The organism is Psychrobacillus sp. FSL H8-0510 (assembly GCF_038008345.1).
In the GTDB taxonomy this organism is placed as follows: domain Bacteria; phylum Bacillota; class Bacilli; order Bacillales_A; family Planococcaceae; genus Psychrobacillus; species Psychrobacillus psychrotolerans.
Window position 1 is genome coordinate 781670 of the sequence record NZ_JBBOYZ010000001.1, and the last position, 17744, is coordinate 799413.

A 17744-nucleotide genomic window follows, 5' to 3' on the forward strand; every position below is an offset into this window, starting at 1 on the left:
AGTAATTATTTTTAAAATCTTCAATAAATTTAGTTAATTTATACTAGTAAGTTCTAAAGTGTTTTGGTAGGATAGACATGTATAGAGAGGGGACAAAAAGGGGGAAGTGTGATGAAGAAGATTAAAGGGAATTCTGAATTGATAAATCCTGAGACGTTAATGCTAGAATCCGTATTTACAGGGAAGGAAAAGACACGAATCGTGACGACCCATGGTATTTATTTTTCAGAAGAGAGTACTTTACACTTGTTGGAAGGAGCGTGTAATCGCTATGCATCGACATTAGAAGGTCGTTTAAAGGCAATAAAAAAATTGATGAATTATTCTGTAAAGACACCTCTGTTGATAGAACCAAATCTTTTCGGTGCTTTTCCAACTATGTCCTATAGACATTTGGAGTGTGTTTGGATATTCAATCACCCTATTCATGTGGAGGAGGTAACCAAAGGAAAGTCAATAATCCATTTTCCTAATGGTCACTCGGTTTTTGTCAATGCTTCCAAGCATGTATTGCTCAAACAACATCAAAGACTACACACCTCGTTAAATATATATGGTATCCACCACCATCGAAAAAAGTAGGGGACAAAGGAACCATAAAGTAACGTTTCAATTGTTTACGTAACTAAAAAGCTAAAGATAGCATTGAAAGGTACTAAAATTATTGTCTCCTAACTAAATATTTTAAGAGTGTGGCGTCTGAAGATACTTTCAGATGCTTTTTTCATGCCATTAAAAACGTAGATTGCAATTTTTAGAGAAAATATTGGCTGGATATCGGTAAATTTCATTATGAATATCACGAAAATGTCAATGGGTAAAATTGGCAAACCATATAATTACATTTAAATGGATATTTAGTATTAAATTTCAAAAAAATGAAATTGAATTTATAAGGCATGGATTGTAAGATTAGGAAGTTGGAAGTAAAAGAAGTATTCAACAGGTTTTGAGCGAAAAAGGAGAAAGAAAAATGAAAAAAATATTTATCAAACAAACAGCAGTATTAGTGCTATTTACTGCAACAATTTTATCCGTAACAACCGTTGCTTTTGGAGCATCCAGTTCCGTGGATCAATCAGTGAACAAATTGAAAACAGAATTGAGTAAGGCAACGACGCACTATGTGTATCCAGCTTTAGACGGAGGGTTAGTTTCAAGTAATGTATTGTATTCTGCATTAAATAGTGCAAAGAATAACTATCAACTTACGAGAAAAGCGGTAGTTTCATCAACTAAATCTTCGGCAAGTAAAAAAGTTACATTAGCGGAGATCGATGCATTATATAATGAGAAAGTTTCAGGTGGATTAGTTCCTTATATTGATGCATATAACTATGCGATTAAATATTTAGAGCCAATTATGAGTGATATTCAAGCGGCCAAAGCCAATAATGACTTTTCAACAGTGGAGAAAAAATACCATGAGTTATCTTATCAACTAAAAGGAAGAACTGCCATTTTGTATCGTTTTTCCGGTAAAGCTGCTCGTGATCTATTGTTAAAAGAATATAAAGAACCGGCAAATGAAATTCGCGATGAATTAATGGTACCAGTAACTATTCACATGAAAAACGTGGAGATAACTGATTTACTAGCTAATGATAAGAAAGAACAAGCCGAATTAGTACTTGCAGAAGTAGAGGCATTATTACCGCGTTTACCTGATGCTTCCAAGAATTCTTTTGTTGCCGCTTTACTTGAAGAAGTTACGAGCATGAAAGAACAAGTAAATGATACGACACTTTCTCCACAATATGTACTTGATAGTAAAGTTAAAAGTCTAGTGGGTTTACTTAATACTACGCAAAGCGACAAAATCACTGCAACGATGACAGCTTCTAATTCGATTACTGTAACGATAAATAAAGACGTGGATCCTTTAGATTATACAAGTTACTTAGGTAAAGAATTCTACTCAAGTTTTATAAATATACTTGGGGTAACTGCCATTGACGGCAATCATCCATTATCAACAAAAGGAGTTAACACTCTTCTAGCCACAGTTCCTGTTGGTTCTCAAACACTTGCAGATTTAAAAGGACATACATTGAGTCTTCCAATCACAGTAAACAATGGAACTGCTCTAACAGTGGAATTTAAAATTCTATTTAAATAAGTATTATATAAAAACTCAGCCTTCATTGGTTGAGTTTTTTTTATTCAAAAATTTTATAGCTCACTAGTAAAGATGATAAAAGTTACTAAAGGATGTTATGAAGGAAGCAGGCATGTGAAATTAGGCATATAATATCGAATTAATATCAGGGTTATTACTCCCGATTAAGATGCTAAACCTTTCCAAGAGGAGTAATATGTGAAAATTTCTGATAGGATAAATAAATATAACTGGCAAAGTTTTAAGGTGGGATGGGTATGATAAGCAAACTTTTTCGAAAAAAACAAACAGTGTTAAGTGAAGATCTTCTAACTAAAAAAAAAGAACTTGCGCAAATAGAACAGTTACCTTCCCATATAGCCATTATTATGGATGGAAATGGAAGATGGGCAAAAAAACGCTCCTTACCAAGAATTGCTGGACACTATGAGGGGATGCAAACGGTTAGAAAGATAACAAGGTTTGCCAATGATGTCGGGATAGAAACATTAACGCTTTATGCATTCTCTACGGAAAACTGGAAAAGACCAAAAAAAGAAGTAGATTATCTGATGAGGTTACCGGAAGAATTTATGCGTACCTATTTACCTGAGTTAATCGAGCAAAATATTCAGGTGCAATTGATGGGGAATATTGATCTCCTCCCGGAACATACAAAGAGAGCCATAACAAAAGCAGTAGAAAAAACCTCTCATAATGATGGACTTATATTAAACTTCGCTTTAAATTATGGTAGTCGAGATGAAATTATTCAATCTGTTCAACAAATTGTAAACAAAGTGCAGCTCGGGACCATTTCCTGTGACGATATTACAGAAGAGTTGATCAGTAGTCACTTAATGACAAAAGGCTTAACGGAACCAGATTTACTAATCCGTACAAGTGGAGAGATTCGCCTTAGTAATTTCATGCTTTGGCAGCTAGCGTATACGGAGTTTTGGTTTACCAATACACTATGGCCTGACTTTGATGAAGCCTGTTTAATGGATGGAATCGAAAGCTATCAAAAAAGAAATCGAAAATATGGTGGACTTAAAGAAGAAGATGTAGAAGAAAAGTAAGAGATTGACAAACTTAATAGAGCAGTAGAAACCCCATATCCATGAGTTATATGGGGTTTTGCTATATGAATTATTACTGAAAATGTTCGTTTTACATACAATTTAAGTATTCAAATTTCTTAACATAATTGCATCCTTCACAAGCAAAACCAATTTGAACTTTGGTTTCTGGATGCTGATAGTAGATTTCATTCCAACCACATATATCACATTCCATCACATGAAAAATATTTCTAGGACCGATGATAGTATCAAGCAGTAAAACAAAATCATTTTGCAATAGCATACACTCCTTCGTTTTTTATTACTCACTATATCAGTAGGAACATAAAAAAAACGTCGAAATCTTGCTAAGAGTTGAAAATATTTTATACTATATTTTTTGATATTAGCATCACTTTTTTTATTATCTAAGAATTTTGTATAAAAGGAAGCTATCAAATGAAAAAACATTTTAAGTTAGTCATTGTCTTGTTATGGATGATTTTAATCTATTTTTTTTCACAACAAAATGTAAATGAGTCTATTAGGTTTAGTAGCGTGGTCACTATGTTATTTACAAATATATTGGAATTATTGTTCCCAAATTCTGCATTTGAACAAAAGTATATACATCATATTGTTCGGAAACTTGCACATTTTACCATTTATTTTATATTAGGTGTTTTGGTTTCATACCTATTAAATGTAGGGAAGAGAAAAGGGAAGAAGATTGTTTTCGTAGCAGGTGTTTGTTGTCTTCTATTTGCTATCTCCGATGAAACGCTTCAATTATTTATATATGGCAGGGGCGCACAGGTGTCTGATGTGTTAATTGATATTTCTGGTGCAAGCCTTGGAATTCTCTACGTTTATCTTAAGAGAAAATATTTTTAAAAGATATTTTTAGATTAAAATTGTATAGGGTTTTATGGAAAGGGAGGTTATAGAATGATTGATTTAAAGGACGTTCGAAAAAATTATCGTTCAGGAAACCTAAAGTCAGAGGTTTTACGTGGAGTTAATCTAAAAGTGAAGCAAGGCGAATATGTAGCAATCATGGGGAAGTCTGGCTCCGGTAAGAGTACGATGCTGAATTTACTTGGTACACTGGATGTGCTAGATACTGGGGAATATAAACTAGCTGGAAGGTCTGTACATAAAATGAGTCGAGGTAAACGAGTTCGACTCCGCAATGAAGAAATTGGATTTGTATTTCAGCATTTTCAATTGATCCCAAATTTATCAGTATTTCAGAATGTACTTCTTCCATTAACATATGGTCGAAAACGATTGGGAAAGAAAAAAGCGAGAGTGCTTGCATTACTCGATGAGATGGGTTTGTTGGATAAGAAGAACCAAAAACCAGATCGTTTGTCAGGTGGAGAAAAGCAACGTGTAGCAATCGCTAGAGCGCTAGTGAATGAACCTGGCTTGATATTAGCGGATGAACCAACTGGAAGTCTAGATGAAGAGACTACTGAAAATATTTTGAGTTTGTTTGACAGAGTGCATGAACGAGGTGCCACGATTGTGGTTATTACGCATGATCAAGAAGTAGCGGAACGAGCGGGTCGAATCTTACGGTTACAGAATGGGGTGCTTATATGAAGTTACTCACTGCATTTAAATTAGCTTGTTTTGGATTGTGGTCGAATCGTTATCGTGTGCTATCTGCGATGATGGGCGTGGTTATTGGAATGTTTGCTGTCATTGTGCTGACTGCTATTGCGATTGGTGTAAAGGACACGTTGATGAAACAGATGGGAAGTCTCGGGGCGGAGCAGATTTTAGTCATGCCTGGACGAGTACTCGATACAGCTAATGGACAAAAGGATTTGCTCAGTGGGTTGACGAGCGTACCAAGTACACTTACATACGAGGATGCACAGGCAGTTGAAAATGTGCCAAATGTGAAAACAGTAACACCTCAATTAGAGACTGTGAATTTTGTAGAGTATGAGGATAAGAATGTTCAGTCGGCGATAGTGGGGACAACGGATCAGTATAGTCGCGTTCAGCATGCGAAACTTGCAGAAGGTCGATTCTTTACAAAGGAAGAGCAACAAGCTGAAGCGAAAGTGGTTGTAGTTGGGAATAATATACACGATTCTTTGCTCGGTAAAAATGAAGTTCCTGAGGCGGAAGAAGTCAGTTCTACAAATGACATAGAGCCGAAGTCATGGTGGAAACGTATATTAAATAAGATTCTAGGGGAGGAGGTTTCTGCAGAGGAGACTTCCTTGGTTGGAAAAAAGATTATGATCAATGAAGAGTCTTATGAAGTAATTGGAGTTCTTGCGCCTAATGCCACTTTAGGATCAAGTACAGATAATAATGTAGTCATGCCTATTGAAACAGCACTAGCTACAACAGATATGAAGAACTTAACGAAAATGATTGTGGAAGCTTCTAGTCTAGATGTTGTAGATGAAGTGGACGGGGCTGTGTTTAATGCACTTGCTGCAAATCATTCAGAAATCGATTTTAGTGTGGTAAAACAAGATCAAATGTTAGGGGCTCTTGGAAAAGTAACCTCGATATTACAAGTGATGTTAGTAGGAATAACCGCTACCGCTTTGTTGATAAGTGGAACGGGTATCATGAATGTAATGGTTATGTCGGTTCGAGAACGAACAAGAGAAATTGGGATACGTAAAGCCCTCGGTGCCACGACTTTTGAAATCATGATGCAGTTCTTCTTCGAGACATTATTACTATGTATTATTGGGGGGGCTGTAGGAATTGGCCTCGGCTATGCTTTCATCGAAGTTTGGAACGGTAATATAGAAATCTTCGCACTCGTATTACCGATGTGGGCAGTGAAGCTTGCGTTGTATACTTCCGTCACCATTGGTAGTTTAGTAGGGATTTATCCGGCGTTGAAGGCAGCGAGTATGAAACCTAGTAAGGCTTTGAGGTTTGAGTAATACCCTCCATTCTAACTTCGGGATTATATACAATATGAGTGGTGGGAAGCAAATATAATAAACCTTCAGGATGCATTTATTCAAAAATCAAATTTTTTTATGTAATTACATCCTTCGCAGGCTACTCCAATTTGTTGATTTGTTTCCGAATCACTAAAGTAAATTTCATCGAATCCGCAGATATAACATTCCATAATGTGGAAAATATTACGAGGGCCGAGAATTTTATCTAGTTCTATATCAAAATTTGACTGCAATATAACACGCCTCCTAAGTTTAAACAGGTTAAGTTCTTACTTAAAAGTCGTTGTATCATAGAAAGGAGGTATACACTCCAATGTAGATATGCAGAAGTATCTAAGTGCTGAACCTAAAATTAATTGAAAGTATATTGGATTTCTATTAAATAATATCATATAGATTGTAAATTTATAAGTAATATTTTCTATATAATTAACATTTTTAAGTTCTATTGAACTAAAATACAAATTATTAATTAGGAACTAAAGGTTTATATGGGTTGAATGTTTCTAATGTGATCTTAAATCAACTTTTAAAGGTTTTTCATTTCTAATTGAGGCAGTGACAGTAGCAGGGGAATTACTTCTGCTACTGTTTTATTTAATATGATATTAGGGATTACAAGAAGCTAATACAGTGGAGAAGTAATCTAAATCTGGTCGATGAGGTTCTAAGTTCCAAAGATTTTTCTTCTTTGCAAAATCAAAGTGGCATTCAAATTGATCTTGTAAACCTCCCGCGTTATACCACTTTTCATTGCTGGAATGTACAGACTTTATTTTATCCCAAGCATCTATTTTAATAACTTTGTTTAGATCAGAACTTTTAGAACCACCACTAATATCTGGATTTTGTGACAGACTTAATGAAGTAATACCACTTCTGTGTATCCATTCGCTATTAGTGAAATAAGTTGCAAAAGAGGTAACGTTCATCTTTACCTGAATATGAATCAGTTTTGAAACATCTTTTGCTTTCACGTTAAGTTGCAATATATTGTTGTTTTTAACAGTGGAAGTCAGCTGTGCCTTTCCATCATTATTTATTAATTCTGTATTAATGACCCCTATAGAATGTTTGTCCTTATTATACAAATTACCCGAATTGAAGCTTTTTCCCAATTCATTTTTGTACAGAACAGCAATTTCTCCATTGTCTAGTTCCAATGGCACCTGAATTGTAGTGCCGTCTGTGGACGGTACTACTGAAATATTCAAGGTTTCGGTATCTTCCTCAATAACCTTATTATATAAATTGGTTTTAATAGTTTCTACTTTAGCTTTTGAAATAATTTTTGGTAAGCCAATTTTGATTTTATTGTTTTCTTCCGTTGTCAAAAAAGTAGATTTTTCAATCATCGTTGCTGATGTGACTTGTGCCAACCCGAATATTATTAAAAATACAGTAAGTACAGTGATGAAATTTTTACTTATTCTCTTCATTATTAATTTCCCCTAACGATATTTTACTTTTCTCTCTCTATATCCAACGTCAAATCTAGAGTCTCTGTTTTTAAGAGAGCTCAAGAAATCTTGAAATAATTGATTTTTTATAAGTTACAAATTACCTACTCAATAATGAGCACTCATAACTACACTAATAGAAATTTAACATTACTTTTGTTGGATAAAACAATAATAACATGTACCTATAAAGCTGTCATTATAAATTTATGATTTTTTTAATAAATTTTATTTATTTTGTAGTGTATGAAAATAAACCTATTATTATTTACAAAATTATTACAATATTCTCATTGCCATAGGCGGTTTGTTGGACTATCGTTAGGGTGGGGCTTATAAAGTAAAAATTGGGAGAAAATAATTTATTTAAATAGGAGTGAAAAGATGAAGAAGAACACGTTTAAGAAATCAGTAGTAGCTGCGGCTTTAGTCACGTCTTTATTTGCTGGTACGAATGTAGGTTTTGCTAGTAGTTCGATGCAAGATGTTGTGGATCAAGCGAGAAAAGATATGAAAAATGCAGCTTATGCATATGTAGTTCCTGCTCAAGGTGGCAAACTTGCTACTAGCAAAGAGTTATATCCAGCACTTAACAAAGCTAAAGATAATTACGTAAAAGCGAAGGCTGCTATTACGAAATCTAATGCGAAAAATAAATCTGCTTTGCTGAAAGATTTAAACGATCTATATAATGAACGTGTTACAAAAGGAATAATTCCTTATATTGATGCTTATAATTATGCAGATAAATATTTAACTCCAATCATGAATGATATTAAAAAAGCAGAAGCTGCTAAGGACTGGGCGAAGGTTGAGACTTTATATCATAAATTGTCTGTTCAACTGAAGAGTCGTACATCTATTCTTTATCGTTTTAGTGGAAAAGCAGCGAGAGATTTGTTGTTAGACCAGTATAAAGAACCTGCAAACACGAAGCGTAATCAGTTGATGGTTCCTGTTACTGTTTATATGAAGGTTGTACAAGCAGAGAAATTATTAGCAGCTGGCAATAAAGCTGAGGCTAAGAAAGTAATCGATACGATTACGCCTTTATTGGATAGACTTCCTACTGCTAGTGCCTATCCAATGGTAGAAGATTTATTGAAAAAGGTAGAAGCAGTTATTAAAGCATCAGGAGCGGATTCAAGTTCAAAAGATGCGGTGTCATTACGTATTTTAGGAACTTCTGATATTCATACAAATATCGTAAACTATGATTATTACAAAGATACAGAGTCCAATAGTTTAGGTCTTGCGAAAACAGCAACACTTATCAAAACTGCACGTGCGGAAAATAGCAGTTCGTTACTATTTGATAATGGAGATGCAATTCAAGGAACTCCACTTGGATCGTACAAGCAAGCTGTAGATAAATTAGTAGATGGAGAAGAACATCCATCTGTAACAGCAATGGAATTGTTGGGTTATGACGGTGCAACTTTTGGTAATCATGAATTCAACTATGGACTAGATTATTTAGATGAAGTAATGGATGATGCAAACTTCCCGTATGTGAATGCGAATGTGCAAGACGCTAAAACTGGGAAACTATTGTATACTCCATACACATTGATAGACCAAGAAGTGGTGGATGCGGACGGCGATAAATCAACGATCAAAGTTGGGGTAACTGGTATTGTACCTCCACAAATCCTGAAATGGGATAAATCTCATCTAGAAGGAAAAGTAAAAGTACAAGATTCTGTACAAGCAGTACAAGCTATCATCCCTGAAATGAAAAAAGCAGGAGCTGACGTAGTTATAGTACTTTCCCACTCAGGTCTTGGAGATACAAAGCATGAGGTTGGCGAAGAGGATGTTACGTATCTTCTGACGAAAGTTGAAGGCGTAGATGCAATTATTACAGGACATGCACACCAAGTATTCCCTGGTAAAGTGGATGCATCATTAACAAATGTTGATATCGAAAACGGTACTATTAATGGCGTTCCCGTTGTAATGCCTGGTAAATTCGGTAGTCATTTAGGTGTAATTGATTTAACTTTAGAGAAAAAAGGGAATGACTGGAATGTGACGAAATCTAAAGCGGAAGTTCGCACTATCGCTAAAGATTCAACGGATGTTGATAAAACAGTTGTAGACGCTGTAAAAGAAGCACATGAAGGAACGATTAAATATGTACGTCAAGCAGTAGGAACAACTACAGCTGATATTCATAGTTACTTCTCACAAGTACAAGATGATCCATCGATTCAAATCGTAACAAATGCGCAAACGGAGTACGTAAAAGCAAAACTAAAAGGTACAGCTAATGAGAAATTGCCAGTCCTTTCTGCAGGTGCGCCTTTTAAAGCAGGAACAAGAAGCGATCCTGAGTACTACACTTATGTACCAAAAGGCGAGCTAGCAATTAAAAACGTAGCTGACTTATATTTATACGACAACACTGTAGCAACGGTTAAAGTAACTGGAGCAGATGTAAAAGAATGGTTGGAAATGTCTGCAGGCCAATTTAACCAAATCGATGCAACCAAAACTGGCGACCAACAGCTGATCAATACAGACTTCCGCTCATACAACTATGACGTAATTGATGGGGTAACATACGAAATTGATGTGACGAAACCAGCAAAATACGATGCAGATGGAAATCTAGTAAATGACAAAACATCACGTATTACAAATTTACAATACGATGGTAAACCAATTGACTTAAAACAAGAATTCATTGTTGCAACAAATAACTACCGTGCAAATGGGACATTCCCAGGCGTACGAAATGCAACAGCAATCGAAATCTACCCAGATGAAAACCGTCAAACAATTATCGACTACATTCTTGCAGAGAAAACAATCGATCCTTCTGCAGACGGCAACTGGAAATTTGCAGCACTACCAGCAAACGCAACAATCGTATTCGAATCCTCTAAACAAGCAGAAAAAGTTATCCCTGCTAACGGCAGTATTAAGTATGTAGGTGAAGGTACGGATGGGTTTGGGAAGTATTCTATTAAGTGACCCTGTGTAGCAAACAATTCTGATATTTAACTGTAGTATGCACACTCTCTAGGTTTTCTCTGGAGGGTGTGTTTTTTTGTCCCTTTGTAGCGAACAATTCGAAACTGTTTCTTACACAGGGACAACGGAATATGTGTAGCGAACAATTCTGATAAATTAAAAATATTCTTTGAATTCTAAATATTAAACAAAAAAATTATGCTATTATATACTCTAGTATGCAATATATAGGGTAGTTAATTTAATGCAATGGAGGAGTTGACGATGTTTGATTTAGAAGTTTTAGGTCAACAAATTGTGGAGGAGCTCTCCACACTTATTGATCAGAGTGTTTTAGTTACAGATCGCACAGGATTCATTATAGCTAGTACAGATTCTCAGCGATTAAATACGTTTCATGAAGGTGCTTCCATATCGATTAAAAGTCTTAAACAGTTACATATGACGGAAGAGATGAGTAAAGCGTTGAAAGGTGTTCGGCCTGGGATGGTTATGCCGATTGTTATTGAAGAGAAGGCTATTGGCGTTATTGGGATAACTGGTACACCTAAAACAGTGGAAAAGTATGCAAAGCTTGTTCGGAAGGTAGTAGAACTTTTTGTAACTGACTTTTTGTCTCGTCAACAAAGAGAGCGATCGGTTAGGGAACTGGAGTATTTTGTTTCCGATTATTTTTTGAAGGACCTATCTGATATAGAAGTGAAAAGAAAAGCAAAATTATTGGGATTTCCCATTGAGAACTTTTGCCGCATCGCTATTTTACAGGGGAGCCAGTATATTGATAAAGAAGTAGTAGAGCGTTTGAGAAATAACCAAACGATACATCCAGACTTAATGATTGTCCGGTCTGGGTTAGGCCAATTACTCTTTTTTATACCAGAGATTGAGAAAAACCATCTGATTTCATCATTTGAGAAGATGGAGATACGGTTAAAGAAGATATTCAAAGAATTTCAACCTATTGGAGTAGGTCAGCAAGGAAACTTGAAAGAGTCTTTCTTGCAGGCGCAGACCGCAATTAACATTTCGATTCGGCAGATGAAAATCATTTTTGAGGAAGACCTCAAATTGGAACTTCTATACTATGACCTTTCGGATGAGAGTATCCTTACTTTTTTGAGTAGAACGATAAAGCCCATTTTAGAGGATTCGGAGCTCTTAGATACTCTGGATATTTATTTCAATGACAATGGAAGTCTACAGGAAATTGCGGATAAATTATTTATACATAAAAATACATTAAAATATCGGTTGACCAAAATTGAAAGTTTGCTTTCTATGCAATTGTCTAATCGGGCACATCTAGCTGAAATTTACACTGCTTATAGACTTTATAAACGAATATAATCACATAAACCAAGGCAGATTAAATCCATAATGTAGATTCAATAACCATGAATTTCGATTCATGGTTTATTTGTGTTCCTTGTTCTTCTGTATAAATCATTTCAAACATATGAAAATTATTAATTACGTATACCTAACAAAATAGTAGATGTTTATCTTTGTCCAAATGGACAAAAATAGACATTGTTATATTCAGAATTATTGGATTATTGGACATTTTAAAACAATGAATAGTTTTGTAGAATTACTGTAAGCGCTACCAAAGTTATCTTGGAGGAGAGAAACGCATGTTGCATTGGATGGAAGAAATTAGAGGTATTGTAGGAGATGCAAATTTAAAGACATCTGCTGCACATCTTACAAGCTATAGCTATGATGCAGCGGCTGGTTTCCAATCACTACCAGATGCTGTTGTGTCACCCGCCTCGACAGAAGAAATTCAAAAAATTATGCTTGTCTGCCAAAAGTATATGGTTCCGATCGTGCCACGTGGTTCGGGTACGAATTTAGCAGCAGGCACTGTACCAACTAGTGGAGGGATTGTACTTCTTTTTAATAGAATGAACCAAATAATAGATTTTGATGAAGCTAATTTATGTATTGATGTACAACCAGGAGTTATTACATTGGATCTTTGTAATTATGTAGAAGAACGAGGATTATTTTATCCTCCTGACCCGAGCAGTATGAAAATTTCCACAATAGGAGGGAATGTAAGTGAGAACTCTGGTGGGCTTCGTGGGCTCAAGTATGGAGTAACGAAGGATTATGTCATGGGACTGAAAGCGGTATTACCAAATGGCGACATTATTAAAACAGGTGGTAAATTGGCAAAGGATGTAGCTGGATATGATCTGACTTCTTTACTTGTTGGATCAGAGGGGACTCTAGGAGTAATTACAGAGATAACTCTAAAGCTAATACCACTACCACAGACACAGAAAACAGGTATTGCCTATTTTCACTCATTAGAAGCTGCTGCTTCTACTGTCTCGGAAATTATAGCAGCAAAAATTATACCAGCTACGTTGGAGTTTATGGATCGAGGAACAATGGACGCAGTGGAGTTATTCATGTGTCTGGGCTTACCAACCGATGCAGAAGCAATGTTATTGATGGAACAGGATGGTGCAACGGAAACAGTTAGTTCTGACGTTACAAAAATGATCGAAATTGCAAAGCAAAATGGGGCCACCTCTACTGCCATAGCAAACTCTACCGAAGAAGCACTTCGATTAAAAGCTGGGAGACGAAGTGCCCTATCTGCACTTGCAAGGAAACGACCGACTACGATTTTAGAGGATGCAACGGTTCCCCGTTCTGAAATAGCTGAAATGGTTCGTGAGATTCAACGAATAGCAGAGCGACACCAGGTGGAAATCTATACATTTGGTCATGCAGGAGATGGCAACTTGCATCCGACCTGCTTAACGGATATACGGGATGAAGAAGAAATGCAAAGAGTAGATGCTGCCTTTGCTGAAATATTTGAAGCTGCCATTGCACTTGGTGGGACGATAACCGGAGAACATGGTGTAGGAGAAATGAAATCTCCGTACTTGGAGTGGAAGATAGGACCAGAAGGTATTTTGCTTATGAAATCTATTAAACAGGCGATTGACCCGAATAATATATGCAATCCAGGTAAATTATTTGCCAAGTCAACGAAACCAAGGGTGGTGCTGCAATATGGCTAGCCTACTCGCAGAGCGGATGCAAGAAAGCTTTCAGGAGCACGTACAAGAAGATTTGCTAATGGATTGTATGCGTTGCGGATTCTGTTTGCCTGCCTGTCCTACTTATATTATGACTGGGCAAGATGAAACACACTCACCTCGTGGAAGAATCGCATTAATGAAGGCCGTGCGAGATGGCGTTGTGAAGTGGGACGGATCCGTAGAGGAAGCCTTTGATGTCTGTCTAGGTTGTCGTGCTTGTGAGCCGGCATGCCCGGCAGGTGTGCAATATGGGACGTTAATAGAGGAAACGCGACATGCCATTCAGGAAGCAAAACCTACTAGTTTGAAAGAAAAGGTTATTAGAAAAGTAACATTTGATGGGTTGTTTGCAGATCAGAAGGTTATGGCTGGAACAGTAAAGCTGATTGCTTTGTATCAGGCAACAGGTATTCAAAAAGTAGCTCGAAAAATTGGTTTTATGGATCTTTTCTCCACGCAGCTTAAAGAGATGGAGGCTGTATTGCCAAAAATTAAGCTGAAAAAGCCTAAAAGGGAAACAACAGCTCTTTCCACAAAAGTTGCCTTTTTCACAGGGTGCCTTATGGAAACTATGTTCCAACAAACTAATCAGCGAACGATTGAACTATTAAATATGTTGGATGTGGAAGTAGAGATACCCCCTGGCCAACAATGTTGTGGTGCACTTCATGGCCATAGTGGCGAAGTGCCGAAAGCAAAGCGTAATGCCGAGAAAAATATACGAGCATTCCATCATAATGACTATGATTTTATCGTACAAAATGCTGGAGGCTGTGGAGCATTTCTTAGTGAATATGGAAAACTCCTTGGGACAGAAGAAGCAGCGAGATTTTCTGAAAAAATTATTGATATTTCATCTTTATTAGTTAAGTTAGGATTGCTTGAAAAGCTTCCACAAAATAATAATGACTCTTCCGCAATTGTTACATATCAGGACTCCTGTCACTTACGCAATGTGAATGGGGTTTGGAGGGAGCCGCGTGCATTACTACAAGCAGCACCTGGTTATAAATTCCAGGAAATGCCGAACGCAGCAGGCTGCTGTGGTTCCGCAGGCATTTATAATATATTGCAACCTGAAATGTCTGCTCAAATACTTAAACAAAAAATGAAAGGGGTGATAGAGGTGGCACCGATGAAAATCGTGACCTCCAATCCAGGCTGTTTACTTCAAATGAAGGTTGGTATTGAAAAAGAAGGTTTATCGGAGCAAATGGAGGCTGTACATATCGTTGATTTTTTATATGAATCAATGATCAACTATAAAAAAGGGGTGTAAGGAAATGAAGAAATCAAAACGTTCCATTTTTACAACAATCGGGTTATCAGCAGTTCTACTTTTAGGAGCATGTAGTGGAGAGGAATCGTCTGCAGAGGACAAGGAATATAACTTGAAAATGTCAGTGACAGTTTCTGACTCTTCTACTTGGTATGAAGCAGCCGAAAAGTTGAAAAAGGATTTAGAAGAAGAAAGTGACGGACGTATTAATCTAGAACTATATGCAAATGAGCAATTATCTGGTGGAGATTCTGGTAAAGCGGTAGAGGGGCTTTCTAAAGGGACGATTGATCTAACTTTCAACTCAACTATTATCTATTCCATCTTGGATGATCGTTTCGGTGTCGCATCTGCACCGTTTTTATTTAACAATTTAGACGAAGTAGATAAAGTATTCGATGGTGATGGAGGAGATCAATTAAAAAAAGTATTGTCTGAAAAAGGAGTGCAAGCTTTAGGGTTTGGGGAAAATGGTTTCCGTCAACTAACTAATAGTGTACGGGAAGTAAAAAATCCAGAGGATATTAAAGGGTTGAAGCTTCGTATTCCAGGAATTACGATGTATAACGACTTATACCGTGAACTAGGAACAGACCCTGTAACGATGACTTTTTCTGAAGTATTTACGGCATTACAACAAGGAACTATCGATGGTCAAGAAAATCCGATAGATGTTATTTTTTCATCTAAGTTAAATGAAGTACAAGATTACATGACAATGTGGAACTATTCATACGATCCACTAGTGCTTGGGATGAATAAGAAACTATATGACTCGTTAAGTGATTCAGATAAAGAACTTTTCGATCGTTTAGGGAAAGAAGCAGCAGCGTATCAAGTGGAGCAGGCACGTGAGAAAGAGGCAACTCAAATTGAAGAATTAAAAGCAAGCGGCATGCAATTTTATGAACCAACAGAAGAAGAACTTGCTGCATTTAAAGAATCAGTAGAGCCATTATTTGTTAAATACAAAGACATTTGGGGTGCTGAATTGCTGGAAGCTTTTCAAAAGAGATAAGGGGGAAGTCGGATGAAAATCCTAGATAAGGTAGAAGAAATTATTCTAGTTTTAGCATTATTAGCAATGACTATTATTGCCTTTGCTAATATTGTTTCTAGAAACTTTGCTGAAATTTCTCTGTCCTTTACAGAGGAGTTGACTATTAACCTTTTCGTCCTTCTTACTTTTGTAGGTACGGCTATGGGTGTGCGTAATTACTCACACCTTGGTTTTACCCTACTTTATGATATGGGAGGAAAAGTAGCAAAACGTGGGATGATTGCCCTTTCTACAATTGCAGGACTAGTTCTATTTGGAGTCCTGTTCTGGTATGGCATTCAGACGATCATATTCCAAATGGAGATTGGCCAGAAAACACCTGCACTAGGATGGCCAACATGGGTGATGACTTTGTCCCTACCTATAGGAGCAATTTTATGTATCGTGCGAACAATTCAGGTTGGCTTGGTGGAATGGCAGCTTAAGGAACCAGCATCTATTGATAAGGAAGGGGAGTTACTATGATTGCATTACTATTATTTGGAGCATTCTTTGTACTGATTTTCCTTCGTGTTCCTATTGCCGTTTCCCTTGGGGTTTCTTCGTTGATCGTCTTAGTGTCATCAAGTGGGTTATACGGTCTCGAAGCAGTAACGGATATTATGTATACGAGTGTAGCGAAATTTACGTTACTGGCAATTCCTTTCTTTATATTAGCTGGAGTAATTATGGATCATGTAGGAATTTCCAGAAGATTAATAGAATTCGCACAGGCCATGGTTGGACATCGTAAAGGCGGTATTGTTCTTGTAACTGTATTGGTAGCAGTTTTCTTTGCAGCTATATCAGGTTCTGGTCCAGCTACTGTTGCAGCAATTGGTGGTATTCTCATACCTGCAATGGTTAGAAGTGGTTTCACAAAAGAAACAGCTGGAGCGCTAGTTGCAAGTTCAGGTGCAATTGGAATCATTATTCCACCTAGTATTGCCTTCATCGTCTTTGCAGTTGTAGCAGGGGATCAGATTCCTATTACGATTAATCGTCTGTTTTTAGCAGGTGTCATTCCTGGATTGATCATGGGTCTGGCTTTCATTGTAGCTGCATTTTACGTGCGCCATAGAGAAGTGAAAAAAGGGACTTTTCGGCCTGAAGAGGATGTTATTCAAAAAGCTACAAGTAAAGAAAGATGGCAAGCTTTTGTCAGTGCATTGCCAGGACTATTTATACCTTTCATCATTTTAGGCGGAATATATGGAGGGTTTTTCACTCCAACAGAAGCTGCTGTAGTAGCGGTAGTATATGGCCTAATCGTTGGTTTGTTTGTATTAAGGCAAAACCTTTTCAAGAGTATGTATCGTATTTTTGTAGATGCTTCTCTTCAGACTGCAGTCGTTATGATTATTGTTAGTGCTGCTTCTGTGTTTGCTTACATAATTACAACGGAGCAAATTGCTCGAGATATGAGTGATGTGATTTTATCGATTTCAAGTAATCCAATTGTCATTCTTTTATTGATCAATTTATTGCTTTTAATCGCAGGTGCATTTATCGATGCCATTTCCGCTTTTTATATATTCGTACCTATATTGCTTCCAATTATGGTTTTCATCGATATGGATCCAACCGTATTTGGTGTATTCATGACTGTAAATCTTGCAATAGGTCTTTTTACACCACCTGTAGGACTCAATCTATACGTAGCGGCGGGTATTTCTAAGACGAATATTATTGGCATATCCAGAGGGGTAGTTCCATTTATAGTGGCAGCCATTATCGTTTTAATGTTCATTACATTTATTCCGTCCTTATCAACGTTTTTACCTGATCTATTGAATGTAAAATAAAGGG

At 36.7% G+C, this 17744-nt stretch carries 15 protein-coding genes; 13 read left to right on the forward strand and 2 right to left on the reverse strand.

Going from position 1 to position 17744, the window contains the following annotated elements:
- Window positions 1-111: 111 nt before the first annotated feature.
- From MHI40_RS03830 to MHI40_RS03840, 3 genes are all read left to right on the forward strand, one after another.
- The gene (locus tag MHI40_RS03830) at window positions 112-582 is read left to right on the forward strand and encodes a competence protein ComK (RefSeq protein ID WP_340761584.1); all 471 of its coding nucleotides are present in this window, start codon (window positions 112-114) and stop codon (window positions 580-582) included.
- 391 nt (window positions 583-973) lie between these two features.
- Window positions 974-2119: a hypothetical protein gene (locus MHI40_RS03835; RefSeq protein ID WP_340761586.1), complete on the forward strand. Its 1146-nt coding sequence runs from the start codon at window positions 974-976 to the stop codon at window positions 2117-2119.
- Between the two features lie 257 nt (window positions 2120-2376).
- The gene (locus MHI40_RS03840; RefSeq protein WP_340761587.1) at window positions 2377-3180 is read left to right on the forward strand and encodes an isoprenyl transferase; all 804 of its coding nucleotides are present in this window, start codon (window positions 2377-2379) and stop codon (window positions 3178-3180) included.
- Window positions 3181-3271: 91 nt separating this feature from the next.
- On the opposite strand, the gene MHI40_RS03845 is transcribed toward MHI40_RS03840, so the two are convergent.
- The gene (locus tag MHI40_RS03845) at window positions 3272-3460 is read right to left on the reverse strand and encodes an acyltransferase (protein ID WP_093537156.1); all 189 of its coding nucleotides are present in this window, start codon (window positions 3458-3460) and stop codon (window positions 3272-3274) included.
- A gap of 161 nt (window positions 3461-3621) precedes the next feature.
- Between MHI40_RS03845 and MHI40_RS03850 the strand changes: the two genes are divergently transcribed.
- From MHI40_RS03850 to MHI40_RS03860, 3 genes are read left to right on the forward strand one after another with little or no spacing between them, the layout of a single operon-like run.
- Window positions 3622-4056, forward strand: a complete 435-nt coding sequence (locus MHI40_RS03850; RefSeq protein WP_340761588.1) for a VanZ family protein — start codon at window positions 3622-3624, stop codon at window positions 4054-4056.
- 54 nt (window positions 4057-4110) lie between these two features.
- Window positions 4111-4770, forward strand: a complete 660-nt coding sequence (locus MHI40_RS03855) for an ABC transporter ATP-binding protein (RefSeq protein WP_340761590.1) — start codon at window positions 4111-4113, stop codon at window positions 4768-4770.
- Window positions 4767-6089: an ABC transporter permease gene (locus MHI40_RS03860; RefSeq protein WP_340761591.1), complete on the forward strand. Its 1323-nt coding sequence runs from the start codon at window positions 4767-4769 to the stop codon at window positions 6087-6089. Before MHI40_RS03855 ends, MHI40_RS03860 begins: the two co-directional genes overlap by 4 nt.
- 632 nt (window positions 6090-6721) lie before the next feature.
- Here the strand turns inward: MHI40_RS03860 and MHI40_RS03865 are convergent.
- Window positions 6722-7552, reverse strand: a complete 831-nt coding sequence (locus MHI40_RS03865) for a DUF2599 domain-containing protein (RefSeq protein WP_340761592.1) — start codon at window positions 7550-7552, stop codon at window positions 6722-6724.
- A gap of 405 nt (window positions 7553-7957) precedes the next feature.
- Between MHI40_RS03865 and MHI40_RS03870 the strand changes: the two genes are divergently transcribed.
- The 7 genes from MHI40_RS03870 (at window position 7958) to MHI40_RS03900 (ending at window position 17740) form a co-directional block, all read left to right on the forward strand.
- Complete coding sequence (locus tag MHI40_RS03870) at window positions 7958-10552, forward strand: bifunctional 2',3'-cyclic-nucleotide 2'-phosphodiesterase/3'-nucleotidase (RefSeq protein WP_340761594.1); 2595 nt, start codon at window positions 7958-7960, stop codon at window positions 10550-10552.
- A gap of 264 nt (window positions 10553-10816) precedes the next feature.
- The gene (locus MHI40_RS03875; RefSeq protein ID WP_340761595.1) at window positions 10817-11899 is read left to right on the forward strand and encodes a CdaR family transcriptional regulator; all 1083 of its coding nucleotides are present in this window, start codon (window positions 10817-10819) and stop codon (window positions 11897-11899) included.
- Window positions 11900-12186: 287 nt separating this feature from the next.
- Entirely contained in the window at window positions 12187-13596 is a 1410-nt protein-coding gene (locus tag MHI40_RS03880) for an FAD-binding oxidoreductase (protein WP_340761596.1), read from the forward strand.
- Window positions 13589-14896 carry a (Fe-S)-binding protein gene (locus MHI40_RS03885; protein WP_340761597.1) on the forward strand — a complete coding sequence of 436 codons (1308 nt, stop codon included), beginning with the start codon at window positions 13589-13591 and terminating at the stop codon, window positions 14894-14896. Before MHI40_RS03880 ends, MHI40_RS03885 begins: the two co-directional genes overlap by 8 nt.
- 4 nt (window positions 14897-14900) lie before the next feature.
- Complete coding sequence (locus MHI40_RS03890) at window positions 14901-15914, forward strand: DctP family TRAP transporter solute-binding subunit (protein ID WP_340761598.1); 1014 nt, start codon at window positions 14901-14903, stop codon at window positions 15912-15914.
- Between the two features lie 12 nt (window positions 15915-15926).
- Window positions 15927-16421, forward strand: coding sequence for a TRAP transporter small permease (locus tag MHI40_RS03895; RefSeq protein ID WP_340761599.1), 495 nt, complete (start codon window positions 15927-15929; stop codon window positions 16419-16421).
- Window positions 16418-17740 (forward strand): TRAP transporter large permease, encoded by a 1323-nt coding sequence (locus tag MHI40_RS03900; RefSeq protein WP_340761600.1) that lies wholly within the window; start codon window positions 16418-16420, stop codon window positions 17738-17740. Before MHI40_RS03895 ends, MHI40_RS03900 begins: the two co-directional genes overlap by 4 nt.
- Window positions 17741-17744 lie beyond the last annotated feature (4 nt).

Coding starts and splice junctions, on each gene's coding strand:
- MHI40_RS03850 (WP_340761588.1), top strand. CDS start 3,622: ATGAAAAAACATTTTAAGTTAGTCATTGTCTTGTTATGGATGATTTTA.
- MHI40_RS03840 (WP_340761587.1), top strand. CDS start 2,377: ATGATAAGCAAACTTTTTCGAAAAAAACAAACAGTGTTAAGTGAAGAT.
- MHI40_RS03830 (WP_340761584.1), top strand. CDS start 112: ATGAAGAAGATTAAAGGGAATTCTGAATTGATAAATCCTGAGACGTTA.
- MHI40_RS03880 (WP_340761596.1), top strand. CDS start 12,187: ATGTTGCATTGGATGGAAGAAATTAGAGGTATTGTAGGAGATGCAAAT.
- MHI40_RS03865 (WP_340761592.1), bottom strand. CDS start 7,552: ATGAAGAGAATAAGTAAAAATTTCATCACTGTACTTACTGTATTTTTA.
- MHI40_RS03835 (WP_340761586.1), top strand. CDS start 974: ATGAAAAAAATATTTATCAAACAAACAGCAGTATTAGTGCTATTTACT.
- MHI40_RS03900 (WP_340761600.1), top strand. CDS start 16,418: ATGATTGCATTACTATTATTTGGAGCATTCTTTGTACTGATTTTCCTT.
- MHI40_RS03855 (WP_340761590.1), top strand. CDS start 4,111: ATGATTGATTTAAAGGACGTTCGAAAAAATTATCGTTCAGGAAACCTA.
- MHI40_RS03885 (WP_340761597.1), top strand. CDS start 13,589: ATGGCTAGCCTACTCGCAGAGCGGATGCAAGAAAGCTTTCAGGAGCAC.
- MHI40_RS03875 (WP_340761595.1), top strand. CDS start 10,817: ATGTTTGATTTAGAAGTTTTAGGTCAACAAATTGTGGAGGAGCTCTCC.
- MHI40_RS03890 (WP_340761598.1), top strand. CDS start 14,901: ATGAAGAAATCAAAACGTTCCATTTTTACAACAATCGGGTTATCAGCA.
- MHI40_RS03860 (WP_340761591.1), top strand. CDS start 4,767: ATGAAGTTACTCACTGCATTTAAATTAGCTTGTTTTGGATTGTGGTCG.
- MHI40_RS03895 (WP_340761599.1), top strand. CDS start 15,927: ATGAAAATCCTAGATAAGGTAGAAGAAATTATTCTAGTTTTAGCATTA.
- MHI40_RS03870 (WP_340761594.1), top strand. CDS start 7,958: ATGAAGAAGAACACGTTTAAGAAATCAGTAGTAGCTGCGGCTTTAGTC.